This window comes from Duganella sp. LjRoot269 (genome assembly GCF_964254095.1).
GTDB classification, from domain to species: Bacteria; Pseudomonadota; Gammaproteobacteria; order Burkholderiales; family Burkholderiaceae_D; genus Rugamonas; species Rugamonas hordei.
This window is the reverse complement of record NZ_CAXUSL020000001.1, coordinates 6,895,123-6,914,842: the sequence shown is the minus strand read 5'-3', so window position 1 is coordinate 6,914,842 and position 19,720 is coordinate 6,895,123. Positions and strand designations below refer to the sequence as shown.

General features: G+C 65.2%; 18 protein-coding genes. 10 read left to right on the top strand and 8 right to left on the bottom strand.

Features of this window, described 5'->3' with window-relative positions:
- Positions 1-74: 74 nt before the first annotated feature.
- The 8 genes from ACSQ3S_RS30900 to ACSQ3S_RS30865 all read left to right on the top strand — a co-directional run bounded on the left by ACSQ3S_RS30900 (position 75) and on the right by ACSQ3S_RS30865 (position 9,047).
- Positions 75-1,445: a glutamine synthetase family protein gene (locus ACSQ3S_RS30900; RefSeq protein ID WP_176652252.1), complete on the top strand. Its 1,371-nt coding sequence runs from the start codon at positions 75-77 to the stop codon at positions 1,443-1,445.
- A gap of 10 nt (positions 1,446-1,455) precedes the next feature.
- Positions 1,456-2,835: an aspartate aminotransferase family protein gene (locus ACSQ3S_RS30895; protein ID WP_436144763.1), complete on the top strand. Its 1,380-nt coding sequence runs from the start codon at positions 1,456-1,458 to the stop codon at positions 2,833-2,835.
- A 108-nt stretch (positions 2,836-2,943) separates the two neighbouring features.
- Positions 2,944-4,077 (top strand): ABC transporter ATP-binding protein, encoded by a 1,134-nt coding sequence (locus tag ACSQ3S_RS30890; protein ID WP_436144762.1) that lies wholly within the window; start codon positions 2,944-2,946, stop codon positions 4,075-4,077.
- A 7-nt stretch (positions 4,078-4,084) separates the two neighbouring features.
- The gene (locus ACSQ3S_RS30885) at positions 4,085-4,981 is read left to right on the top strand and encodes an ABC transporter permease (protein WP_436144761.1); all 897 of its coding nucleotides are present in this window, start codon (positions 4,085-4,087) and stop codon (positions 4,979-4,981) included.
- Positions 4,978-5,817, top strand: coding sequence for an ABC transporter permease subunit (locus ACSQ3S_RS30880; RefSeq protein WP_436144760.1), 840 nt, complete (start codon positions 4,978-4,980; stop codon positions 5,815-5,817). The genes ACSQ3S_RS30885 and ACSQ3S_RS30880 overlap by 4 nt, the downstream gene beginning before the upstream one ends.
- A 92-nt stretch (positions 5,818-5,909) precedes the next feature.
- Positions 5,910-7,400: an aldehyde dehydrogenase gene (locus tag ACSQ3S_RS30875; protein WP_436144759.1), complete on the top strand. Its 1,491-nt coding sequence runs from the start codon at positions 5,910-5,912 to the stop codon at positions 7,398-7,400.
- 107 nt (positions 7,401-7,507) lie between these two features.
- A complete protein-coding gene (locus ACSQ3S_RS30870) occupies positions 7,508-8,575 on the top strand; it encodes a helix-turn-helix domain-containing protein (protein WP_436144758.1) in 1,068 nt (355 codons plus the stop codon).
- On the top strand, positions 8,556-9,047 hold the full coding sequence (locus ACSQ3S_RS30865) for a PIN domain-containing protein (RefSeq protein WP_436144757.1): 492 nt from the start codon (positions 8,556-8,558) through the stop codon (positions 9,045-9,047). The genes ACSQ3S_RS30870 and ACSQ3S_RS30865 overlap by 20 nt, the downstream gene beginning before the upstream one ends.
- On the opposite strand, the gene panB is transcribed toward ACSQ3S_RS30865, so the two are convergent.
- From panB to ACSQ3S_RS30835, 6 genes are all read right to left on the bottom strand, one after another.
- The gene (panB, locus tag ACSQ3S_RS30860) at positions 9,044-9,895 is read right to left on the bottom strand and encodes a 3-methyl-2-oxobutanoate hydroxymethyltransferase (RefSeq protein WP_436144756.1); all 852 of its coding nucleotides are present in this window, start codon (positions 9,893-9,895) and stop codon (positions 9,044-9,046) included. The genes ACSQ3S_RS30865 and panB overlap by 4 nt on opposite strands.
- 95 nt (positions 9,896-9,990) lie before the next feature.
- Complete coding sequence (gene folK, locus ACSQ3S_RS30855) at positions 9,991-10,506, bottom strand: 2-amino-4-hydroxy-6-hydroxymethyldihydropteridine diphosphokinase (RefSeq protein ID WP_436144755.1); 516 nt, start codon at positions 10,504-10,506, stop codon at positions 9,991-9,993.
- A gap of 27 nt (positions 10,507-10,533) precedes the next feature.
- Positions 10,534-11,928 (bottom strand): polynucleotide adenylyltransferase PcnB, encoded by a 1,395-nt coding sequence (gene pcnB, locus ACSQ3S_RS30850; RefSeq protein ID WP_176652261.1) that lies wholly within the window; start codon positions 11,926-11,928, stop codon positions 10,534-10,536.
- A complete protein-coding gene (locus ACSQ3S_RS30845) occupies positions 11,921-12,592 on the bottom strand; it encodes an HAD family hydrolase (RefSeq protein WP_176652262.1) in 672 nt (223 codons plus the stop codon). The genes pcnB and ACSQ3S_RS30845 overlap by 8 nt, the downstream gene beginning before the upstream one ends.
- Before the next feature lie 6 nt (positions 12,593-12,598).
- Entirely contained in the window at positions 12,599-13,285 is a 687-nt protein-coding gene (gene hda, locus ACSQ3S_RS30840) for a DnaA regulatory inactivator Hda (RefSeq protein WP_176652263.1), read from the bottom strand.
- A gap of 48 nt (positions 13,286-13,333) precedes the next feature.
- Entirely contained in the window at positions 13,334-14,428 is a 1,095-nt protein-coding gene (locus ACSQ3S_RS30835) for an AI-2E family transporter (protein ID WP_436144754.1), read from the bottom strand.
- A gap of 172 nt (positions 14,429-14,600) precedes the next feature.
- Here ACSQ3S_RS30835 and purM point away from each other — a divergent pair, with 172 nt between their 5' ends.
- Positions 14,601-15,644 carry a phosphoribosylformylglycinamidine cyclo-ligase gene (purM, locus tag ACSQ3S_RS30830; RefSeq protein ID WP_436144753.1) on the top strand — a complete coding sequence of 348 codons (1,044 nt, stop codon included), beginning with the start codon at positions 14,601-14,603 and terminating at the stop codon, positions 15,642-15,644.
- A 116-nt stretch (positions 15,645-15,760) separates the two neighbouring features.
- Positions 15,761-17,005 (top strand): ectonucleotide pyrophosphatase/phosphodiesterase, encoded by a 1,245-nt coding sequence (locus tag ACSQ3S_RS30825; RefSeq protein ID WP_436144752.1) that lies wholly within the window; start codon positions 15,761-15,763, stop codon positions 17,003-17,005.
- A gap of 24 nt (positions 17,006-17,029) precedes the next feature.
- On the opposite strand, the gene ACSQ3S_RS30820 is transcribed toward ACSQ3S_RS30825, so the two are convergent.
- Positions 17,030-17,290: a hypothetical protein gene (locus ACSQ3S_RS30820; RefSeq protein WP_436144751.1), complete on the bottom strand. Its 261-nt coding sequence runs from the start codon at positions 17,288-17,290 to the stop codon at positions 17,030-17,032.
- 88 nt (positions 17,291-17,378) lie between these two features.
- On the bottom strand, positions 17,379-19,700 hold the full coding sequence (locus ACSQ3S_RS30815; RefSeq protein ID WP_436144750.1) for a cadherin-like beta sandwich domain-containing protein: 2,322 nt from the start codon (positions 19,698-19,700) through the stop codon (positions 17,379-17,381).
- Positions 19,701-19,720 lie beyond the last annotated feature (20 nt).

Here is a 19,720-nt window from a genome sequence, read left to right as displayed (position 1 = left end):
GCTCTCCGAAAACCCGTCCCCACGCGCGCGGCCCGCAGTCGGCCGCGCTTGATCAAGACTTTTGAGAGTAATTCATGGCTATCCGCGAAAACTTCACTTACACCGATATGGACTTGTGGCTCAACGACAAACGAGTCACCGAAATCGAATGCCTGGTGCCCGACCTGACCGGCGTCGCGCGCGGGAAAATTCTCCCCCGGACAAAATTCACCCAGGAGCGCGGCATGCGCATCCCGGAGGCGGTGCTGGGCATGACCGTGACCGGCAACTACCCGACCGACGACGCGGCCTACTACCGCGCCATTTCCTCGATCGACCGCGACATGATCCTGAAGGCCGATCCGACCACCATCACCATGGTGCCGTGGGCCACCGACCCGACCGCGCAGGTGATCCACGATTGCTATTTCTCCGACGGCGCGATGGTCGACTTCGCGCCGCGCACCGTGCTGCGGCGCGTGCTCAAGCTGTATGCGGACAAGGGCTGGAGCCCGGTGGTGGCGCCGGAGCTGGAGTTCTACCTGACCGACAAGAACATCGACCCCGACCTGCCACTGAAGGCGCCGATCGGCCGCAGCGGCCGCGCCGAGACCAGCCGCCAGGTCTACAGCATCGACGCGGTGAACGAGTTCGATCCGCTGTTCGAGGACATCTACGACTACTGCGAGTTGATGAACCTCGACGTCGACACGCTGATCCACGAGATCGGCGCCGGCCAGATGGAGATCAACTTCCTGCACGGCGATCCGCTGGGCCTGGCCGACAAGGTGTTCTTCTTCAAGCGCACCTTGCGCGAGGCGGCGCTCAAGCATTCGATGTACGCCACCTTCATGGCCAAGCCGATGGCGGGCGAGCCGGGATCGGCGATGCATGTGCACCAGAGCGTGGTGGACGCCAAGACCGGCCTGAATATCTTCAGCAACGCCGACGGTTCGCCGGCGCCGATCTTCAAGCACTACATCGGCGGCCTGCAGCGCTACATGCCGTCGGCGATGGCGATCGTCGCGCCGTACGTCAATTCCTACCGCCGGCTGGTGCGCCACACGGCCGCGCCGATCAACATCCAGTGGGGTGTGGACAATCGCACCGTGGGCTTCCGCATCCCCGAATCGGGCGTGCAGGACCGCCGGGTCGAGAACCGCATCATCGGCGCGGACGCCAATCCCTACCTGGCGCTGGCGGTCACGCTGGCCTGCGGCTACCTGGGCATGACGGAAGCGCTGGAACCGACGCCGATGACCGTCGGCAGCGCCTACGACCTGCCGGTGCAGCTGCCGCAGGGCTTGCCGGAGTCGCTGGCACTGCTGCGCGCCGAGGACAAGCTGCGCACCGTGCTGGGTGAACGTTTCATCGACGTCTACGCCGCGATCAAGGACCTGGAGCACCAGGAGTTCATGACCGTCATCAGCCCGTGGGAGCGCGAGCACCTGCTGCTGCACGTTTAAGGAGGCCGCCATGGACACCGCCAAAGTACGCGAACTCGATGCGGCGCACTACATGCACCCCTTCACCGACACCAAGGCGCTGGGCGAGAAGGGCGCGCGCGTGATGGTGCGCGGCGAAGGCATCTACCTGTGGGATTCGGAGGGCAACAAGATCCTGGACGGCATGTCCGGCCTGTGGTGCGTCAACGTCGGCTATGGCCGCAGCAGCATCGCGGACGCGGTGCACAAGCAGATGACGACGCTGCCGTTCTATAACAGCTTCTTCAACACCACCAACGTGCCGGCGGTGCAGCTGGCCGCCAAGCTGGTGGAGATCGCGCCGCCCGGCTTCAACCACGTGTTCTATACCAACTCCGGTTCGGAAGCCAACGACACCAACGTGCGCATGGTGCGCCGTTATTGGGATCTGAAGGGGCAGCCGCAGCGCCACGTCATCATCAGCCGCCACAACGCCTACCACGGCAGCACCATGGCCGGCGCTTCGCTGGGTGGCATGAGCGGCATGCACGAGCAGGGCGGCCTGCCGATACCGGGCATCGTCCATATCGGCCAGCCCAACTACCTCGACGACGGCGCCGGCATGAGCGAGCATGACTTCGGCCTGAAGGCGGCGTCCTGGCTGGAGGAGCAGATCCACGAAGTGGGCGCCGACAAGGTCGCCGCCTTCATCGGCGAGCCGATACAGGGCGCCGGCGGCGTGGTGATACCGCCGGCCAGCTACTGGCCGGAGATCCAGCGCATCTGCGACAAGTACGGCGTGCTGCTGATCGCCGACGAAGTGATCTGCGGCTTCGGGCGGCTGGGCCGCTGGTTCGCCTCCGAGCTGTTCGGCATGAAGCCGGACCTGATCACCTTCGCCAAGGGCGTCACCTCCGGCTACGTGCCGCTGGGCGGCGTGCTGGTGGGCGACCGCGTGGCCGACGTGCTGATCGGGCAGGGCGGCGAGTTCAATCACGGCTTCACCTACTCCGGCCATCCGGTCGCCTGCGCGGCGGCGCTGGAGAATATCCGCATCATCGAAGAGGAAGGGCTGGTGCGGCGCGTGGCCGAGCAGACCGGCCCCTACCTGAAGCGCCGGTTCGCGACCCTGGGCGACCACCCGCTGGTCGGTGTGGCAGAAAGCTGCGGCTTCGTCGCCGGCCTCAATCTGGTCAGGCGCAAGGGCGCGACCATCCACGACAGCGAGCGCTTTGACGAGAACCTGGCGGTCGGCATGATCTGCCGCGCCCACATGTTCGACAACGGCATGATCATGCGCGCCGTCGGCGACCGCATGATCATCGCGCCGCCGCTGATCATGACCGAGGCGCAAATCGACGAGATGGTGGCGCTGATCCGCTCCTGCCTGGACAAAACCTTGGCCGATTTGCAGCAAAGAGGCTGGATTTAGTAGTCAGCCGAAAAGCGCTGCATTTATAATCACGGTTTTGAAAAAGCGGGTGCAGCCCGCTTTATTTTTTCGCTGTACATTTTTATTAAGCTTGATATTTTCGCCACCATGACGATACCCGCCTCATCGGCCCCCGGCCAGCCCTTCCTGTCGATACGTAATCTGGTCAAGGAGTTTGACGGCCTGCGCGCCGTAAACGATGTGTCGGTCGCGATCGAGAAAGGCGAAATCTTCGCGCTGCTGGGCAGCTCCGGCTGCGGCAAGTCGACGCTGTTGCGCATGCTGGCCGGCTTCGAGACGCCGACCTCGGGCCATATCGAATTGGACGGCAAGGACATCATCGCGGTGCCGCCGTATGAGCGGCCGATCAACATGATGTTCCAGTCGTACGCGCTGTTCCCGCACCTGACGGTGTGGGACAACATCGCCTTCGGCCTGCGCCGCGACGGTTTGCCGAAAGACGAAATCGCCAGCCGCGTCGAGCAGATGCTGGCGCTGGTGCAGCTGACCGCCTACGGCAAGCGCAAGCCGCACCAGCTGTCCGGCGGCCAGCAGCAGCGCGTGGCGCTGGCGCGCAGCCTGGCCAAGCGTCCGCAATTGCTGCTGCTGGACGAGCCGCTGGGCGCGCTGGACAAGAAGCTGCGCGAACAGACGCAGATCGAACTGGTGAACATCATCGAGCAGGTCGGCGTGACCTGCGTGATGGTGACGCACGACCAGGACGAGGCGATGAGCATGGCGACCCGCATCGCCGTCATGAGCCAGGGCCGCATCCTGCAGGTGGGCGCGCCGGGCGAAATCTACGAAACGCCGAACTGCCGCTTCGTCGCCGACTTCATCGGCAGCGTCAACCTGTTCCCGGGCCGCGTCACCATCGACGAGCCGGATCACGTGGTGGTCGAGGGCGCCGAGGGCAAATGCTATGTCCCGCACGGCATCACCGGCGTCGAGGGCATGGAAGTGCAGGTGGCGATCCGGCCGGAGAAGATGGTGCTGCAGGTCGAGGCGCCGACCGTCGAACAGCGCGCCAGCGCCGCCGAGCATGGCCACAACTGCGTGCAGGGCAAGATCTCCTCCGTCGCCTACTTCGGCAACGAGACGCACTATGTGGTGCGCCTGGCCAGCGGCATGGAGCTGAAAGTCTCGCGCACCAACGCCGCCCGCCATGACGCGGGCCTGAGCCGCGAGCAGCAGGTCTACGTCTGGTGGGACGGCGCCGACGTCGTCGTGCTGACCAACTGAGGCGGCCATGAGCAAGTTCTTTAAAAACTCCGGCCGCCGCTTCGTGATCGGCGTGCCGTTCGTCTGGCTGGTGGTCACCTTCCTGCTGCCGTTCCTGCTGGTGGCGCGTATCAGCCTGAGCGACATCGACGCCGACCATCCGCTCGGCACGCTGCTCAGCTACACCAACGGCACCATCAACCTGCAGGCCAAGGTCGCCAACTACCTGTTCATCGTCACCGACGACCTGTATGCGCTGACTTATCTCAGCTCGCTGAAGTATGCGGCCATCACGGCCGTGCTTTGCCTGCTGATCGGCTACCCGTTCGCCTACTTCATGGCGCGCGCCAGGGCCACGGTGCGGCCGGTGCTGCTGATGATGGTGATGCTGCCGTTCTGGACCTCCTTCCTGCTGCGCATCTACGCCTGGAAGGGCATCCTGGCCAACCAGGGCATCGTCAACCACCTGCTGCTGTCGCTGGGCTGGATCAGCGAGCCGCTGCACATGATGAACACCCCGTTCTCGCTGGTGATCGGCATGGTCTACGCCTATCTGCCGTTCATGATATTGCCGCTGTACGCCAACCTGGTGAAGATGGACATGCGCTTCCTGGAGGCGGCGTCCGACCTGGGCGCGACGCCGCTGCAGGCGTTCTGGCGCATCACCGTGCCGCTGTCGAAGTCCGGCATCATCGCCGGGACCATGCTGGTGTTCATTCCCGCCGTCGGCGAATACGTGATTCCGGAGCTGCTGGGCGGCCCGGAAACGCTGATGATCGGCCACGTGTTGTGGGACGAGTTCTTCACCAATAACGACTGGCCGATGGCGTCGTCCGTCACCGTGGTGGTGATCCTGCTGATCCTGGTGCCGATGGCGATCCTGAACAAATACCAGGCCGAGCAACGCGAAGGAGGGCGGGCATGACGTCTTTCGTACAACGCTGGTTCGGGCGCGGCTGGCTGTCGCTCGGTTATTTGTTCCTCTACCTGCCCATCGTGGTGCTGGTGGTGTTCTCGTTTAACAGCTCGCGCCAGGACATGGTGTGGAGCGGCTTCTCGACGCGCTGGTACAGCGAGTTGATGAACGACGGCGAGATCATTTCAGGCTTCGGGCTGTCGCTGAAGATCGCCGTGCTGACGGCCTGCTCGTCGGTGATACTGGGCACCTTCACGGCCTTTGTGCTGAACCGCTACCGCCGCTTCGCCGGCCGCACGCTGTTCGCCGGCATGGCCAGCGCGCCGCTGGTGATGCCGGAGGTGATCATCGGCCTGTCGCTGCTGCTGATGATGGTGTCGGTGCAGAAGATGTTCGGCTTCCCCGAGCGCGGCATGGGCACCATCTGGCTGGGCCATACCCTGCTGGGGATGGCCTACGCCGCGGTGGTGGTGCAATCACGCCTGCAGGAGATGAGCAAGTCGCTGGAAGAGGCGGCGATGGACCTCGGCTGCAGGCCGCTCCAGGTGTTCTTCCTGGTGACGCTGCCCAACATCACGCAGGCGCTGGCCTCGGCCTGGCTGCTGACGTTCACGCTGTCGCTGGACGACGTGGTGCTGTCGGCCTTCCTGTCCGGCCCCGGTTCGTCGACGATGCCTATCGTGATCTTCTCGCGCGCGCGCCTGGGCCTCGATCCGCGCGTGAACGCGGTGGCGGCGCTGACCATCCTGGTGGTGTCGATCGGCGTGATCGCATCGAGCCTGTACCTGGCGCGCGCCGAGCGCCTGCGCCAGCGTCAGGTGTCCGCGGCCTTCAAGTCCGGCTGACGTCGTTCCCGCCTGCGCGGGAATGACGTGCGTCGGAGCACGTCATTCCGGATTAGAATCAGGGTGTTGCGGTTCATTCATCTGGAGTCGACATGGCGGACAATCCTCTTTGGCATCAACGCGCGCTGGTTCAGCAGATCGACGGCCGCGCCTTCATCAACGGCGAGCGGGTCTGGGCCCGCAGCGGCCAGCAGTTCGATAACCATTCCCCGATAGACGGCCGCCTGCTCGGCCCTGTCGCGCGCTGCGACGGCAATGATGTCGACCGCGCGGTTGCCGCCGCCCGCACCGCCTTCGACGACAGCCGCTGGGCGGGCATGGCGCCGGCCAAACGCAAGCGCACCATGCTGCGCTTCGCCGACCTGATACAGAAGAACGCCGCCGAGCTGGCGCTGCTCGAAACGCTGGACATGGGCAAGCCGATCAAGTACAGCCAGAGCGTCGACGTGCCCGCCGCCGCCAACTGCATCCGCTGGTATGGCGAGGCGATCGACAAGGTCTACGACGAAATCGCCCCCACCGCCGCCGACAGCCTGGCGCTGATCACGCGCGAGCCGGTCGGGGTGGTGGCCGCCATCGTGCCGTGGAATTACCCGATGATCATGGCCGCGTGGAAGATCGCACCGGCGCTCGCCGCCGGCAACAGCGTGGTGCTCAAGCCATCCGAGAAGTCGCCGCTGACGGCGCTGCGGCTGGGCGAACTGGCGCTGGAGGCGGGCATCCCGGCCGGCGTGTTCAACGTGGTGCCGGGCTATGGACAGGAAGCCGGCAGCGCGCTGGCGCTGCACATGGACGTGGACTGCATCGGCTTCACCGGCTCCACGCGCGTGGGCAAGCAGATCATGCAGATGGCGGGCCAGTCCAACCTGAAGCGGGCCTGGACTGAGCTGGGCGGCAAGTCGGCCAACATCGTGTGCGCCGATTGCCCTGACCTGGATGCGGCCGTGTCGGCGGCGGTGGGATCGATCTATTTCAACCAGGGCGAGAGCTGCAACGCGCCGTCGCGGCTGTTCGTGGAAGAGTCGATCAAGGAGCGCTTCATCGAAAAAGCGCTGGCGATGATACCGCGCTTCGCGCCCGGCGATCCGCTGGACGAAGCCACCATCATGGGCGCCATCGTCGACGAGACGCAGTTGAAGACGGTGATGGGCTATATCGAAGCGGGCAATGCGGACGGCGCGAAACTGCTGGCCGGCGGCGAGCAGGTGCGCAAGGACAGCGGCGGCTACTACGTCGCGCCGACCCTGTTCGACGGCGTCAACAGCGACATGCGCATCGCGCGCGAAGAGATCTTCGGCCCGGTGCTGTCGGTGCTGAGCTTTACCGACGTGCGCGACGCCGTCAGGCAGGCCAACGCCACGCCGTACGGCCTGCAGGCGGCGGTATGGAGCGCCAACCTGAGCAAAGCCATCCAGACCGCCCGCGCGCTGCGCGCCGGTACCGTGCACGTCAACCAGTACGACGGTGACGACATCACGGTGCCGTTCGGCGGCTACAAGCAATCGGGCAACGGCCGCGACAAATCCCTGCACGCGTTCGACAAATACACGGAGCTGAAGACCACCTGGATCCGGGTAGGCTGAAACGCAACGCTCCCGCACCGTACCTGATGCGGATTAAACGATGGTTTACAAATTGATGTATTATATTATTAAATGTAAACCGCAATCGTACGGTGCTGGAGAAAATCATGATAGGACAACGGCTCTTCCGGGCGCGCAAGGCGGCCGGCCTTTCGCTACGCGATCTGGCGGCCAAGGTCGACCTGTCCCATGCCGCCATCAAAAAGTATGAGGATGAGGCGGCAACGCCGAATTCCGCGACGTTGATCAAGTTGGCGCAGGCACTGCAGGTGCGGACCGAGTATTTTTTCCGGCCCGAGACGGTCGCGCTGGAAGGCATTGAATACCGCAAGCGTGGGACGCTGCCGAAGAAGCGGCTGGAGGCTATAGAGCATGAGGTAATCGACCAGATCGAACGGCGCATTGAACTGGAGAATCTGTTCCCTGCGCCGCCGCTCAAGGCGTTTGCGCCAGTAGCCGGATTGCCGAAAAAAATATCCGACCTGTCACAGATTGAAGATGCGGCGGAGCAGGTACGCAATGCCTGGGCCTTGGGTTATGCGCCGATTCCCGAATTGATCGACGCGCTGGAAACGCACGGCATACGCGTCTTCATGATTGACGCGCATGCCGATCCCAAGTTTGACGGGCTGGCTGCGTCTGTGAACGGCATGCCGGTGATAGTCGTGGGCAGCAATTGGCCGGGCGACCGCCAGCGCTTTACCATGGCGCACGAATTGGGCCATTTGATGCTGGCTGGGCGGCTTGCGGAAGATATGGATGAGGAGCTGGCTTGCAACCGCTTTGCCGGCGCATTCCTGGTGCCGCGCCAGTCGGCCTTGCAGGAATTGGGGGCGCGCCGCAGCTACATCGAACTCAAGGAGCTGGCATTGCTGAAGGAGGAGTTTGGCCTCAGCATGGGAGGCTTGCTGTACCGTGCCCGCGACTTGGGCATAGTCACGCCGGCGTGGCGTGATGAAACGGTGCGTCAGTTCCGCCTCAAGGGTTGGAACCTGACTGAGCCTGGCGATGCCTACCCGGTCGAGCAGCCGCACGTGTTCGAGCAACTGATTTTCCACGCGCTCGCCGAGGACTACATCGGCGAATCCAAAGCCGCGGAGTTGATGCGCATGCCGCTCACCGCCTTCCGTAAGATGCGGACGCTGGAAGGCGGCAATGCTGCTTCTCATCAGTGATGCCAACATACTGATCGATATGGACACCGGCGGCCTGCTGGCACCGATGTTCAACATGAAATACCGCTTTGCAGTCCCCGATGTGCTCTATCACGATGAGCTGATGGAACAGCATGCCGGCTTGCTGGACATGGGGCTGGAGGCTATGACGATGGATGGCGATCTGGTAGCGAGGGTCGGGCAATTGGCGCAACGATATCGGCGGCCGGGGCGCAACGATCTGTTTGCGTTGGCGTTGGCTGCGCATCAGGAATGTCCATTGCTGACCGGCGATAAGGATTTGCGGGCTGCTGCGGAAGCGGAAGCAGTCGAGGTGCGTGGAACGCTGTGGTTGGTCACGGAGATGGTCCGCAGCGCGCAAATCTCCACGCAGGTAGCGCGGGCCGCATATCAACGCATGCGTGATAGCGGCCGCAGGCTACCTTGGGATCAGGCCGGGCAAATGTTGGCCGATCTCGATGGAGGCGCTTAGAAGCAGTGCTCCAGCGCCGGGAAGCCGCCGTCCTTGACTGCGGCGACGTAGGCGCTGACGGCGGCGTCGATGCTGGTCTGGCCTTCCATGAAGTTTTTCACGAAGCGCGCCTTGCGGCCCGGGAAGACGCCCAGCAGGTCGTGCATCACCAGCACCTGGCCGGAGCAGTCCGGGCCGGCGCCGATGCCGATGGTCGGTATCGCCAGCAGGTCGGTCACTTCCTTGCCCAGCGTCGACGGTATCGCTTCGAGCACCAGCAGCGAGGCGCCCGCCGCCTGCAGCTTCAGCGCGTCGGCTTTCAGCAGCTCGGCGCTTTCGGTGGTCTTGCCCTGCACCTTGTAGCCGCCCAGCTGGTGCACCGATTGCGGCGTCAGGCCGAGATGGGCGCAGACCGGGACCGCGCGTTCGGTCAGGAAGCGCACGGTGTCTGCCAGCCAGGCGCCGCCTTCGAGCTTGACCATGTGCGCGCCGGCCTGGATCAGCTTGACGGCGTTGTCGAACGCCGCTTGCGGCGTGGCGTAGCTGCCGAACGGCATATCCGCCAGCACCATCGCCGACTTGCTGCCGCGCGCCACCGCCGCCGTGTGGTAGGCCACCTCCGTCACGGTGACCGGCAGCGTCGACTGGTGGCCGTTGCAGACCATGCCCAGCGAATCGCCGATCAGCAGGATCTCCACGCCGCAGCGGTCCATCAGCGAGGCGAAGCTGGCGTCGTAGCAGGTCAGCATGGTGATCTTTTCGCCGGCGGCGCGCAGCGTGTTCAGCGTCGGAATGGTCACCGCCTTGGTGGCGACCGTTTTGGCCGGTGCAGGCGCGGTGGCGACGGCAGGCTTTTGGCCCGCGGCCATTTCGTTTCCTTGCAAATAACCAGACATGGAGAATCCTTTAAAGATGAGGTCAGACCGCGATAGTGTAGTCCTGAATGCTGTCGCGTGCAGGGGAGTCAAATAATGGGCCCGATGCCCTGGCCGGCTACCGCGGCGGCATACTGCTGCGCCGCGCCCTTGCCGGGAATGTGGATGGCCGGCTCGATCTCCAGCAGCGGCACCAGCACGAAGGCGCGTTCGGTCATGCGCGGGTGCGGCACGGTCAGCGTGGGGCTGGCGATCTGCTGGTCGCCGTACAGCAGCAGGTCCAGGTCCAATGTGCGCGGGGCGTTGCGGTAGGGCCGTTCGCGGCCGTGCGCCTGCTCGATGCCGTGCAGCGCCTGCAGCAGCGCTTCGGCGTCCAGCGTGGTGGCGACGCGGGCGACGGCGTTGATGTAGTCGTCGCCGCTGGAATCGATGGGGGCGGTGCGGTACAGGCTCGATGCGGCCATCAGCGTGCAGCCGGGCAGGCGCTGCAGGCGCTCCAGCGCATCGGCCACGTTGCCGCGCGCGTCGCCGAGATTGGCGCCGATGCCGACGTAGGCGATGGTGAAGGCGAAGCCGTCTTCGCCTGTTTTGCCGATGATGCTCATGATGCGCTGTGAGTGCGTCCGCGCAGCTTAATCCGCGCCGTCGCCGCCGCCGGTGGCGGGGGCGCCGCCTTCAGCGCCGCCGGCGCCGCCCTTGCTGCGGCCTCCGCGGCGCGGAGCGCGCTTGCGTTTGGCGCCGCCACCGCCGGCCGGCTGGTTGGCCGAGGCGATCAGGTCTTCACGGGTGGCTTCGTCGCCTTCATAGAAGGCGGTCCACCATTCACCCAGTTCGGCGTCGATCTCGCCCGAGGCGCAGCGCAGCAGCAGGAAGTCGTAGCCGGCGCGGAAGCGCAGGTGTTCCAGCAGCTTGTGCGGCGACTTGCCGGTGCGGCGCTCGAAGCGCGGCTGCATCGACCAGATGTCGCGCATGTCGGAGCCGATCTTGCGCTGCAAGGCCAGCTTCTCGGTCTGCGAATCGAGCACGTCGTCGGCGGCCAGGTGCAGCGCGGGGATGGTCTGCTCGCCGGCCGCGCGGTAGGCGGTCCATTTCTCCAGCACCTGGTGCCACAGCAGCGACGCGAACAGGAAGCCCGGCGACACGGTCTTGCCGGCGTGGATGCGGGCGTCGGTCGAATCCAGCGCCAGCGTGACGAACTTGGCGCCCAGCGGCTGCTCCAGCACCACGTCCAGCAGCGGCAGCAGGCCGTGATGCAGGCCTTCCTTGCGCAGCTGCTGCAAACAGGCCAGCGCCTGACCGCTCATGAGCAGTTTCAGCATTTCGTCGAACACGCGCGCGGCCGGCACGTTGTCGATCAGCGACGCCATCACCGGGATCGGCGCGCCGGTGTTCGGCTCGATCGAGAATTTGAGCTTGGCGGCGAAGCGCACCACGCGCAGCATGCGTACCGGGTCTTCGCGGTAGCGCGCTTCCGGCTGGCCGATGATGCGCAGCGTCTTGGCGCGGATGTCCTCGATGCCGCCGTGGTAGTCCAGCACCTGCTGGTTGGCCGGGTTGTAGTACATGGCGTTGATGGTGAAGTCGCGGCGCACCGCGTCTTCCGCCTGCGAGCCGAAGGTGTTGTCGCGCAGGACGCGGCCATGTTCATCCTTGGGCGCGTTGTCCAGCGTGGTGCCGCGGAAGGTGGTCACCTCCAGCAGGTCCTGGCCGAACATCACGTGCACGATCTGGAAGCGCTTGCCGATGATGAACGCGCGCCTGAATAATTTGCGCACCTGCTCCGGCGTGGCGTTGGTGGCGATGTCGAAGTCTTTCGGCTTGACGCCCAGCAGCAGGTCGCGCACGGCGCCACCGACGACGAAGGCTTCGTAGCCGGCTTCCTGCAGGGTGCTGGTGACGCGCACCGCGTTTGACGACAGCAGACGGGGATCGATGCCGTGGGCGTCCGGTCCGAGTATCACCGGCGTGCTGGTGTCGCGCGCCTTGCTCTTGGTGCCCAGGATTTTGCGGATCAGTTTCTTAATCATTGAATAGGTCAATTAATGGCCAGCCTTGGGCTGTGGCATGCGTTTTCAGTGCGGCGTTGGGGTTGGTCGCCACCGGGTGGCTGACGATGGACATCAGCGGCAGGTCGTTGTGCGAATCGCTGTAGAAGTGGACGGTGCCGAAATCTTCCAGCTTCTTGTCCATCTTCGCCAGCCAGGCCTTGGTGTGCGTGACCTTGCCGGCGCCCTGGGTCGGGGTGCCGAGCAGCTTGCCGGTCAGGTTGCCTTCGGCGTCGGTTTCCGGCATCGCCGCGATCAGGTGCTCGACGCCGAAGGCCTTGGCGATCGGCGCGGTGACGAAGTGGTTGGTGGCGGTGACGATGGCCACCAGGTCGCCGGCGTCGATGTGCTTTTGCAGCAGCGCGCGGGCGGCCGGGCGGATCGCCGGCAGCACGACTTCCTCCATGTACTGCGCCTGCATCGCCTCGAGCCTGGCGCGCGGGAAGCCGGCCAAGGTGCCGAGCGAGAACTCGAGGTATTCGACCGGGTCCAGCGTGCCGGCCTGGTACTGGGCGAAGAATTCATCGTTGCGGCGGGCGAATTCGGCGGCGTCCACGGCGCCGATGCGCACCAGGAACTGGCCCCACTCGTAGTCGGAGTCGATCGGCAGCAGCGTGTGGTCGAGGTCAAATAGTGCCAGGTTCATGCTTCATCATTCTTTGGCTTCCGCCTGCAACCACTCGCGCAGCAGCGGCAGGGTGATCGGGCGTTGGGTTTCAAGGGAATATTGGTCCAGCGAGTCCAACATCGTCGACAGCGACCGCATGTCGCGCTGGAAGTGGGACAGCAAGTAGGGTATCACGCCCGGCGACAGCGTCAAGCCGCGGGCCGTGGCGGCGGCGGAGAGGGCCGCCACTTTTTCATCGTCGGTCAGGCCGTGGATCTGGTAGATCAGGCCCCAGCCCATGCGCGTGCGCAGGTCCTCGCGCACTGGCAGCACGGCAGGGGCGACGGCGCCGCTGCAGACCATGAAGGCGTTGTTGGCGCGGATTTCGTTGAACAGCGCGAAGGCGTCGATCTGCGCCACCGGCGACAGTTTTTCGCAGTCGTCGAGCAGATACAGGTCGACCTCGGGCGAATACAGGAACTCGGACTCGATTGAAAACGGCGAGATGTAGCGCGCGCGCAGCTGTTCCGCCTCGCCGCCGGCGCTGGCCAGGGCTTTCAGCAGGTGGGTCTTGCCGACGCCGCCGGCGCCCCACAGGTAGGCGAAGTGCTCGCGCGACGTGCGACCGGCGAACTGCTCCATCAGCGCTGCCGCTTCGGCATTCTGTCCGACCTCGAAGGATGCGAGGCTGTGCGCCTGGTCCGCGCCTAAATCGAGCACCAGCTGCTTCATGGCGTTCGCCTTGGTCTTGTATTTTGCATAACGATTCTGTATTCCACGTCACGCATTATAGAAGCTGCTGCTCAGGTAGTGGCGGCGCAAGTGCTTAAATGCCACCATCAGCACCGCCGACGCGGGCAATGCGAGCAGCACGCCGACAAAGCCGAACAGCTGGCCGAACGCCAGCAGGGCGAAGATCACGGCCAGCGGATTGAGGCCGATGCGCTCGCCGACCAGGCGCGGGGTCAGGAAGAATCCTTCCAGGACTTGGCCGGCGCCGTAGATGATGGCCACGGCGATGACGCCGCTCCAGTCGGAGAACTGCAGCACGGCCGAGATCAGCGCCAGCACCAGGCCCAGGCCGAAGCCCAGGTAGGGAATGAACACCAGCAGGCCGGTGATGATACCGACCGGCAGCGCGACGTCGAAACCGGCGATCGCCAGCGCCACCGAGTAGTAGACCGCCAGCACGAACATCACCAGCAGCTGGCCGCGCAGGTACTGGGCCAGCAGGGTGTCGACTTCGCGCGCCATCGCCTCGGTGGCGACTATCCAGCGGCGCGGCACGGCGCCGCCGATACGGGCCAGCATCGGGTGCCAGTCCAGCAGCAGGTAGAACAGCACGACGGGGATCAGCACCAGCGTGGCGATCCAGCCCAGCACCGCGGTGCCGCCGACGCGGGCGGAATTGAGCACGGCGCTCCAGATCTCGTCGCCGCTGGTGGACATCTGCTGCGACACCAGCTTCTTGATGCCGGCGCTGTCGAGGCGCACCTTGACGCCCATGTCCAGCAGCTTGGGCCCCAGCAGGTCGTTGGTCTTGGCCAAAAAGGCCGGGATCTGCGCCTGCAGCATCGGGATTTCCTTCTGCAGCACCGGCACCACGATCAGCACCAGGGTGGCGATGGCGGCAAAAAACAGCACCACGACCACCACCACGGCCAGCGCGCGCGGCACCGGCATCTTCACGCGGCCCAGCGGCAGGTGCAGATGGTCGAGGAAGTCGACCCCCGGATTGAGCGCATAGGCGATGATGGCGGCGGCCAGGAAGGGCGTCAGCACCGGACCCAAAGTGATCAGGAGGAGGAAGAATGCCGCCCAAACCGCTACCCAGAATACCGTTTGCTTTTGCTCTAGCGAGAGGGGAAATGGCATGGAAAGTGATTTAGATGGTTAAAAACGGCTGTTGGACGGGGCATTTTGATAAAATAGCGGATTGACCGGGTTGTCGTACCGATTTTGCGCCGATTTCTACGCATTTTCGTGGTTTTTTGCTACGAAACAGGTCTCCGCCTTCTATTTTACCGCCTCCGCTGCGAAATACACCATGAGCCAAACTTCTAATGTTTCCCTGTCCTACCGTGACGCCGGCGTCGATATCGACGCGGGCGACGCTTTAGTCGAAGCGATCAAGCCCTTTGCCAAGCGCACCATGCGCGAAGGCGTGATGGGCGGCCTGGGCGGTTTCGGCGCCATGTTTGAGATCAGCAAGAAGTACAAGGAGCCGGTCCTGGTCTCCGGCACCGACGGCGTGGGCACCAAGCTGAAACTGGCGTTCGAGCTGAACCGCCACGACACGGTCGGCATCGACCTGGTCGCCATGAGCGTCAACGACATCCTGGTGCAGGGCGCCGAGCCGCTGTTCTTCCTCGACTACTTCGCCTGCGGCAAGCTGGACGTGGCGACCGCCACCGACGTGATCAAGGGCATCGCCCAGGGCTGCGAACAGGCCGGCTGCGCGCTGATCGGCGGCGAAACGGCGGAAATGCCTTCCATGTATCCTGCCGGTGAATACGACCTGGCCGGTTTCGCGGTCGGCGCGGTGGAAAAATCGAAGATCATCGACGGCACCAAGATCGTGCCGGGCGACGTGATCCTGGGCCTGGCTTCGTCGGGCGTGCACTCGAACGGTTACTCGCTGGTGCGCAAGATCATCGAAGTGGCCAAGCCGGACCTGGAAGGCGACTTCCACGGCCGCAAGCTGTCGGACGTGCTGATGCAGCCGACCCGCATCTACGTCAAGCCGCTGCTGGCGCTGATGGACGCTATGGAAGTCAAGGGCATGGTGCACATCACCGGCGGCGGCCTGGTCGAGAATATCCCGCGCGTGCTGCAGCCTGGCCTGGTGGCCGAGCTGGATGGCAAATCGTGGACCATGCCGCCGCTGTTCACCTGGCTGCAGCAGCACGGCGGCGTGGCCGACGCCGAGATGCACCGCGTGTTCAACTGCGGCATCGGCATGACCGTCATCGTGTCGCAGGAAAACGCGGCAGCGGCCATCGCCCAGCTGGAAGCGGCCGGCGAGACCGTCTACACCATCGGCAAGATCCGCGCCCGTGTCGGCGACGAGCACCAGACCATCGTCGTCTAAGCGCATTCTGCATGCTGAAAAAAGCGGACCACGCCCCGGCGTGGTCCGCTTTTTTTCATGGCGGCGTCACATCCCGCGGGCATACTGCCTGGTTTCAGTTATTCGAGGTCGCGCTGATGAAGAGCTATGTTAACAAAATCGCGGGTCTGCTGATGCTGGCCGTGGTTGCCGCAGGTTGCGCCCAGGTGGCGCCGGCGCACATGGCACAGCCTGCGCCGGTGATCCTGGTGTCGCTGGACGGCATGCGTCCGGACTACCTGGAGCGCGGCGTGTCGCCCAACCTGAACCGGCTGGCGGCCGAAGGCGCGCGGGCAGTGGCGATGCGGCCGTCGTATCCGTCGCTGACCTTCCCCAACCACTACACGCTGGTGACCGGCCTGCGTCCGGACCATCACGGCGTGGTCGGCAATACGATGAACGACGCCGCGATTCCGGGCGTGCGTTTCAGCCTCGACAATGCGGAAGCGGTCACCGACCGCCGCTGGTGGGACCAGGCCGAGCCGGTGTGGGTGACGGCGGAGCGGCATGGCATCCGCACCGCGCAGATGTTCTGGCCCGGCTCCGAGGCGGCCATCCATGGCGTGCGGCCGGCCGAAGCGCCGCGCTTCGACGGCAAGCTGCCGGCCGCGAGCCGCGTCGATCAGCTGCTGTCATGGCTGGACCGTCCGGCGGACGGGCGTTTCGGTTTCCTCTCGCTGTACATCGACGACGTCGATCACGCCGGCCACGACTTCGGCCCGGATGCGGCGGAGACCACGGAGGCGGTGACGCGCGTCGACCAGGCGATCGGTCGCTTGATGGATGGTCTCAAGCGCCGTCACGTGGACGCCAACATCGTCATCGTTTCCGATCACGGCATGGCGGCGGTCAGCAAGGAGCGCGTGGTGCGCATGGACCAACTGCTGTGGCAAGCCGGCTACCTGCAGACAGCTTCCGGCGCCTATGCCTCGGTCGATGCCCTGCCGGGGCAGGACGAGCAGGTGGCGGGGGCCTTGCTCAAGCCGCACGCGCATATGCAGTGCTGGCGCAAGTTCGATGTGCCGGCTCGGCTGGCGTACGGCCGCAATGCGCGCGTGCCGGGCTTCCTCTGTATCGCCGAAACCGGCTGGACGCTGGCGTTCGACAACCAGAAGGTTGAAAAGCTGAAGGGCGGCGCGCACGGCTACGACAACCTCGCGCCCGAGATGCGCGCCACCTTCATCGCCTCTGGCCCGGCGTTCAAGGCTGGCGTGGTGCTGCCGGAGTTCGACAACGTCGACGTCTATCCATTGCTGATGCGTTTGCTGGAGCTGGCGCCGCTGCCGTCGGACGGCGTCATCACGCCGCTGCTGCCGGCGCTGCGGATCGGCGCCGCGCCGTAGCATCGTCGCATTGAACCCACTGCCTTATTTGCGCTGGTCCGGCGGCGGACCGTCGGGGAAGGCGGCCAGGACGTCGCCCATTTTTTTGCACACGCCGCTGACCTTTTCACCGCGATGGCCGGTGAACTGGACTTTCGTGCCTTCGGTCTTGCCCTTGCAGGCAGCGACCGCTTCCGGCGGCGGGCCGGGCGGCGAACCGCCAGCCTGCGGGCCGTTCTGGGCCGACGCCCCCAGCGAGGCGCCGGCCAGTAGCGTCCAGAACGTCCAATGTTTGACTGCTTTCATGTAGTGCTCCCGAAATCAATGTGAGGCCACCATTATTCCCCGGGAGACTGTTAGAAAACGTCAAGACCTTGTAAAGCCCGGTAAAGCGCTACACCGCGATGGATATCGTGACGTTGGCGACATAGCCGGCCGACACGCTGCCGCTCAGCGACGTCATCTCCAGCGAATAGCCGTCGCTGAACACATTGTCGGAGGCGAAGCTGATGCTGCTGAAGTTGTTGACGCTGGCGGTATAGCCGCTGGCCGTGTTGTACACGGTGGTGCAGACATCGGTGGGGAAGGCCAGCTGCGTGGTCTTGACCTTGTTGCTGGCCGTGGTGGCCTTGGCCAGGCTGGGGAAGATCTCCATGTGCATATGCGGCATGCGCCCCGAGTAGCAGCCGGGGAAGATCGTCGTGAAGCTGACCACGCCGTTGGCGTCGGTGGCCTGCACGCCGCGCAGGTAGTTGGCCGCCACGCTCGATTCCGTATAGACCGAATACACGCCCTCGCGCGTGCAATGCCAGAGGTAGATCGCGTAGCCGGCCAGCGGCGCGCAGCTGGCGTTGACGTTCTGCAGCGTGATGTTCACCGTCAGTGGCACGCCGCCCACCTGCGTCGAGCTGCCGATGGTGTTGCGGATGTCGGCGCGCACGATGCCGGACAAGGCCAGCACGTTGTAGGCGTGGTTGCTGGCGGTGGAGCCGTCGGCCGGATACGGGCCGGCGGTTTCCTCCGGCGTCACCGAGCAGGAACTGGCCGCAGCGCGCGTGACCACCACCGAGTAAGTCTTGCTGCTTGCGCCATCCTGCGCCGTGACCACGACGCTGAGCGTGTTGCTGCCGACGTTGAGCGCCAGCGAGGCCGAGGCGCCGCCGCTGCTCACGGTCGCGCTGTTGACCTTGATGGTGGCGCCGCTGCTGGTGGTGGTGGGCGTCAGCGTCACCGTCCCCACCGCATTGAGCACGCTGGCCGTGTAGCTGGTGGTGGCGGCGGAGAAGCTCGGCGACAGCGTCCCGGCCGAAATGGTCAGTCCGCTCAGCGTGGCGTCGGCCGACAAGGTGGCAGACGCCCGCGTGACGATGATGGTATAGGTTTTGGTGGTCGAGCCATCCGGCGCCGTCACCACCACCGACAGCGTGTTGCTGCCCACCGTCAGTGCCAGCGATGCCGAAGCGGCGGCGCTGCCGGTGGCCGTGCCGTTGACCTTGATGGCGGCGCCGCTGGCGCTGGCGGTCGGCGTCAGCGTCAGCGCGGAAACGGTGTTGGCCACGGCCGCCGTGTAGCTGGTGGTGGCCGCGGCGAACACCGGCGACAGCGTGCCGGACGAGATGGCCAGCGCGCTCAGGCTGGCGTCGGTCGAGACCGCGGCCGCGCGCGTCACCGCCACCGTATAAGTGATGATGTGCGTGCCGTCCTCGGCGCTGACCACCACCGACAGCGTGTTGCTGCCCACGCTCAGCGTCTGCGCAGCGGAGGCGCTGCCGCTGGCCACCGTCGCGCTGCCGACCTTGATGGTGGCGCCGCTGTTGGTGGCGGTCGGCGTCAACGTCACCGAGCTGACGCCGTTGGCCACCGTGGCCGTATAGGCGACCGTACCCGAGGCGAACGCCGGCGACAGGCTGCCGCTGGAAATCGCCAGCGCGCTCAGGGTGGCGTCGCCGGAGACGGTGGACGTGGCCACGCTGCGCACCACCGTCACGGTGTAGCTGCGGGTGCTCACGCCGTCGGCGGCCAGCACGGCGACGACCAGGCTGTTGTTGCCGACGTTCAGGGCCAGCGCGCCGGAAGCGCTGCCGCTGGCGACGGTCGTGCCGTTGACGGTCAGCGTGGAGGTGGAGCTGGTCGCTGTCGGCGTCAGCGTCACCGATGTGATGGAATTCGCCACCGTGACCGAATAGCTGGTGGTGGCCGCCGCGAACGCCGGCGACAGGATGCCGGTGGACAGCGTCAGAGCGCTGAGGCTGGCGTCCGCCGACACGCTCATCGAAGCCCGCTTGACGGTCAGCGTGTAGCTGGTGGCCGCGCCGCTCTTGGTGGCGACGATGGTGAAGGTGTTGTCGCCCACGCTGAGCGCAAACGCGCCGGAGCTGTTGCCGCTGCTGACGGTCGTGCCGTTGATGGTCAGGGTCGCCGTGCTGTCGGCCAGCGTCGGGCTGAAGGTGATGCTGGTGGTGTCGTAGGACACCGCCGATGTGTAGCTGGTGGTGCCGGAGGCGAAGGCGGGCACCAGCGTGCCGGCCGACAGGCTCAAGCCGCTCAGCACGGCGGCGGTGGACGTGGACGTGGACGTGGACGTGGACGTGCTGTCAGAGCCTCCGCCGCCGCAGGCGATCAGGGACAGCGCGCTGACGGCGCCGAGCGCGCCAAGGGCGGCGCGGCGGCGCGATGGCAATGGTGGCAATTCCTTGGTGACTGGTTTGGACGACATGGCAACCTTTCTGACATCGG